At 72.6% G+C, this 3,467-nt stretch carries 4 protein-coding genes and 1 pseudogene; 1 reads left to right on the forward strand and 4 read right to left on the reverse strand.

The genetic code is table 11. The features are described 5' to 3' along the window. From ACFQ87_RS44420 to ACFQ87_RS44435, 4 genes and pseudogenes are all read right to left on the reverse strand, one after another. A pseudogene (locus ACFQ87_RS44420) lies at nt 1–431 on the reverse strand (hypothetical protein); the annotation flags it as partial. A gap of 69 nt (nt 432–500) precedes the next feature. Next, on the reverse strand, nt 501–1,232 hold the full coding sequence (locus ACFQ87_RS44425; protein ID WP_380616743.1) for a carbonic anhydrase: 732 nt from the start codon (nt 1,230–1,232) through the stop codon (nt 501–503). Between the two features lie 239 nt (nt 1,233–1,471). After that, nucleotides 1,472–1,987, reverse strand: a complete 516-nt coding sequence (locus tag ACFQ87_RS44430) for a hypothetical protein (RefSeq protein WP_380616744.1) — start codon at nt 1,985–1,987, stop codon at nt 1,472–1,474. A gap of 125 nt (nt 1,988–2,112) precedes the next feature. After that, nucleotides 2,113–2,571: a hypothetical protein gene (locus tag ACFQ87_RS44435; RefSeq protein ID WP_380616746.1), complete on the reverse strand. Its 459-nt coding sequence runs from the start codon at nt 2,569–2,571 to the stop codon at nt 2,113–2,115. Nucleotides 2,572–2,864: 293 nt separating this feature from the next. Between ACFQ87_RS44435 and ACFQ87_RS44440 the strand changes: the two genes are divergently transcribed. Continuing rightward, nucleotides 2,865–3,467 (forward strand): DUF4232 domain-containing protein (locus tag ACFQ87_RS44440; protein ID WP_380616745.1); only part of this gene is annotated, 603 nt, incomplete at its 3' end.

Raw genomic sequence — 3,467 nt, forward strand, 5'->3', positions numbered from 1 at the left:
GCGGGGATCGCGGCGAGTTTGCCGGGCGCGGGAAGACGGTCGAAGCAGCGCAGTCGGTAGCCGTGGGCGGGCAGCAGTTCCCGCAGGCAGGTGCCTATGCGGCCGGCGGCACCGGTGAGCAGGACCAGACGGGGCTGGTTCACCATCTGTCGTGTCTCCATGGTTCCTCGCGAGCTCGTCGAACCGACGGCCGGATTCGGCGACGCGGGAGGACATCTGACGGTACACCAGGATTCGGTGTGGTGTTCGAAGTTCGCGCTCCCCCGCCCGCCCCGGCATCCACCGGTGTCCGGCGGCCGATCCGGGCGGGCGAGGGGCTGCGTTCCATCCGGCTGAAGACGGGGTCCCACCGGTTGCGCCTTGCCCCTGCGGAGGGGGACTGACGATCGTTCCGACAACACGCCCGACGACTGCTTCCCGTTGAGCAGCATCGCGGGCTGCCGGAACTGACGAAGGCCCGCCGGGTGGGGCGAGCGCGCCCGTCGGGCTCGTCGGACCGGTCAGGGGGCGCCGGCCAGGACTTCCACCGCGCCCGTGTCGAGCGAGTAGTAGGCGCCCACCACGGCGAGGGAGCCCTGCGCCACGAGCGGGGCCAGGTCCTGGTTGGCGCGCAGGTCGGCCGCGGTCAGCGTGACCTGGGCGCGGGCCATGGTCTCGACCGGGTCGGCGCCGCCCTCCCGGACCGTCTGGTCGTACGCCGGCTGCAGGGCGTTGACGATGGCCTGGAGGTTGCCGGGCAGCGGTTTGCCGTCACGGATGGACTCGTACGCCGCCTTGACGGCGCCGCAGCGCTGGTGCCCGAGGACCACGATGAGCGGGGTGCCACTCGTCATGGGCCCGTACTCGACGGAACCGGTGACCACCGGGCCGACCGCCTCCCCGCCCGTGCGCATGACGTACAGGTCGCCCAGCCCGGTGTCGAAGAGGAGCTCGGGCGGCACCCGCGAGTCGATGCACGAGAGGATCGACCCGAAGGGCTCCTGTTCCTGGGCCACGAGCTGACGCCGGTTCGGATCCCGGTTGGGGTGTTGGAGGTCTCCGCTCACCCAGCGCTTGTTGCCGTCCATCAGCCTGGTGAACGCCGCGGCGGGCGTGGTGGGCCGGGCCTCCGGCGAAGTGCCGGCCGCGGGCGAGGCCGCCCTGGTCGTCGTGCACCCCGCGAGCGCGACCGTGGCGCCCATGAGCCCGCCGGCCAGCAGCGCCCTACGACTCGGGTGTCCGGCTCCGTCCATCGGTTGTTCCCCTCGATGCCGCTCGGACACGTCCGTGTGTCTCGACCAGGCCGAATTGTTCAGCGTGGTGCGGGCGTCCCGGCGGCAGGCGCGGGCGGGCGGGGGCCACATTGCCGCGAACGGCCCACAGAGCCCGCTCGGACAGCGGTGTGAGCCCCTGCTCGGGTTCGGGCACAGGCCGCAGTGGCGGGTCGGGGTGACGCCCGGCCGGCCGGCCACGGCCGGGGGCTGGGGCGGCATCAGCGGTGCGGGCCGTCAGGGCAGACGTGGCTGGACTCGCGCGCGTGAGCGCTGAACAGCGTCGGGAAGTGCGGGTCCTCGGCGGTGGTGAAGTAGAAGTCCACCGTCACATCAGGCAGATCCACGACGGTGGTCTCCATGGTGAACTGCGGGAGGGAATGGGTTTCGACGCGCCGCTCCCAGCGCACACCGGCGGCGGCGAGGGCCGCCGAGAGCTCCCGGAAGCCGGGCGGGCCCGGGAAGGAGCTGTACGCACCGGGCTCGCCGACGGGGAGGGTCACGCTGTCGTACCAGGTACGGACGGAGACGCTGTTGATGATCCCGCAGCGACACACCTCGACCGACATGCACCCGTACTGGAACCACTGCGGCCACGGCAGATGCTCGACCACCCGGCCCGACTGCTCGGGCTCGCCCCGAGCGGGCACGGGGAACGACCCGAGCGGCCGCAGCCCGGCGAAATCCCCGGTGGCACCGAACTGCGTCAGAAGGTCCAGCAAGCCCACTGTTTCCATGCGTTCATGCTGTCACCCGGTCAGGCCACGGCGGTCGCCGCCCGCGCGAGGTGCCCGCCGTGCGCGAGGACACTGCACACGGCGGGCCGTCGGGTGTGCGGGAGTTGTGGGCTGTGGGCCGTGGGTCAGCGCACGGTCACGGTGAACACGGGAGAGACGGTGTTCCCGCTGATGATGCGCAGCTCGTTCAGGCCCTTGATGCCGAGCTTCACGCCCAGGGAGTAGGAGCCGTTGCGGGTCGTGTGCACGGAGGCCGGCAGGGTGACCCACGTGCCGTGCTGCTTCTGCTGCAGGGTCACCGTGCTTCCGGCCTTGAGGCCGGTGGTGGTGCCGGTGACACGGAACAGCTGCCAGGCCTGGACGGACGAGACCGACGGCTTGGCGGTGATGGCGGCGTGCGCGGCGGACGCGGACGACGCGGCGGAGGCGGAGGCGGAGGCGGCGGAGGCGGAGGCGGAGGCGGCGGAGGCGGAGGCGGAGAAGGCGGCCGGGGCGGCCGCCATGGCGGTGCCCGCCGTACCGAGGAGGAGCGCGCTGAGGGCGGCGACGGCGGCCAGGCGCATGGAGTTCCGCTTGGAGACGATCACGGGTGCACCCCTTTCAGGGGGAGGTGGTCGTTCGGCCCGAAGACACGGTCGGTGTGGTTCGGGCGCTGTCATCCGATGGGACGCCTCACTTGACGCCACCGGTTGTGTGCGGAACGTCACTGTCATGTAACAGTCGGAAAGGCTGGACGTCGGCGGCGGGCGGCGCCGCGGGGGCAACCGGCGGGCGTTCCCCGGTGTCTTCGCCTCTGACAACGCACAGCCCGGCCGGGCAGGGGTGGCCCGTCGGGTGTCCTGACGATCCGGGGGGATCCATGCGCTCGCGTTCTCTGTTGACGGTTTCCCTGTCCGCGCTGCTGGCCGGGTTCGGCCTGACGGCCTGCGGTTCCGGCTCCACGGCCAACCCGCCGACGGCCGGTGGGACCTCGCCGGTGTCCGCCGCACCGGACGCGGGCCGGTCCTCCGCGTCGGCCGCCGCCCCGTCAGCCGCGCCGTCGGCCTCGCCGTCCACGACCCCGCCCGTCGGTGGGAGCACGGCGACGGCGGACTCCGGCGGCTCGCACATCGCCAAGTGCCGTACCGGGGAGCTGAGGTGGACACTCACCCGGTTCACCGGCGAAGGCACCGGCGCGAAGGATCCGGCGAACGCCGAACTCGTCGCCGTCAGTTCCGGCTCCCAGAGCTGCACCCTGGCCGGTTACCCGAAGCTGGAGTTCCACCAGGGCAAGGGCCCGCAGGCCGACGGGGTCGGGACGGGCAGCCCCGCTCCGGTGACACTGGGCGCGGGCAGGAAAGCGGTGTTCGCCCTGCGCTACTCCGAGATGAACGGCAAGGGGCCGGACAGCGGCAACTGCAACCCCCTGGTCACCGCCGGTGCCGCCGAGGTGGCCGCGCCGGGCGACAGCGCCGTCGTGCGGGTTCCGGTGGTGGACGGG

This window comes from Kitasatospora sp. NPDC056531 (assembly GCF_042794375.1).
Taxonomy (GTDB): domain Bacteria; phylum Actinomycetota; class Actinomycetes; order Streptomycetales; family Streptomycetaceae; genus Kitasatospora.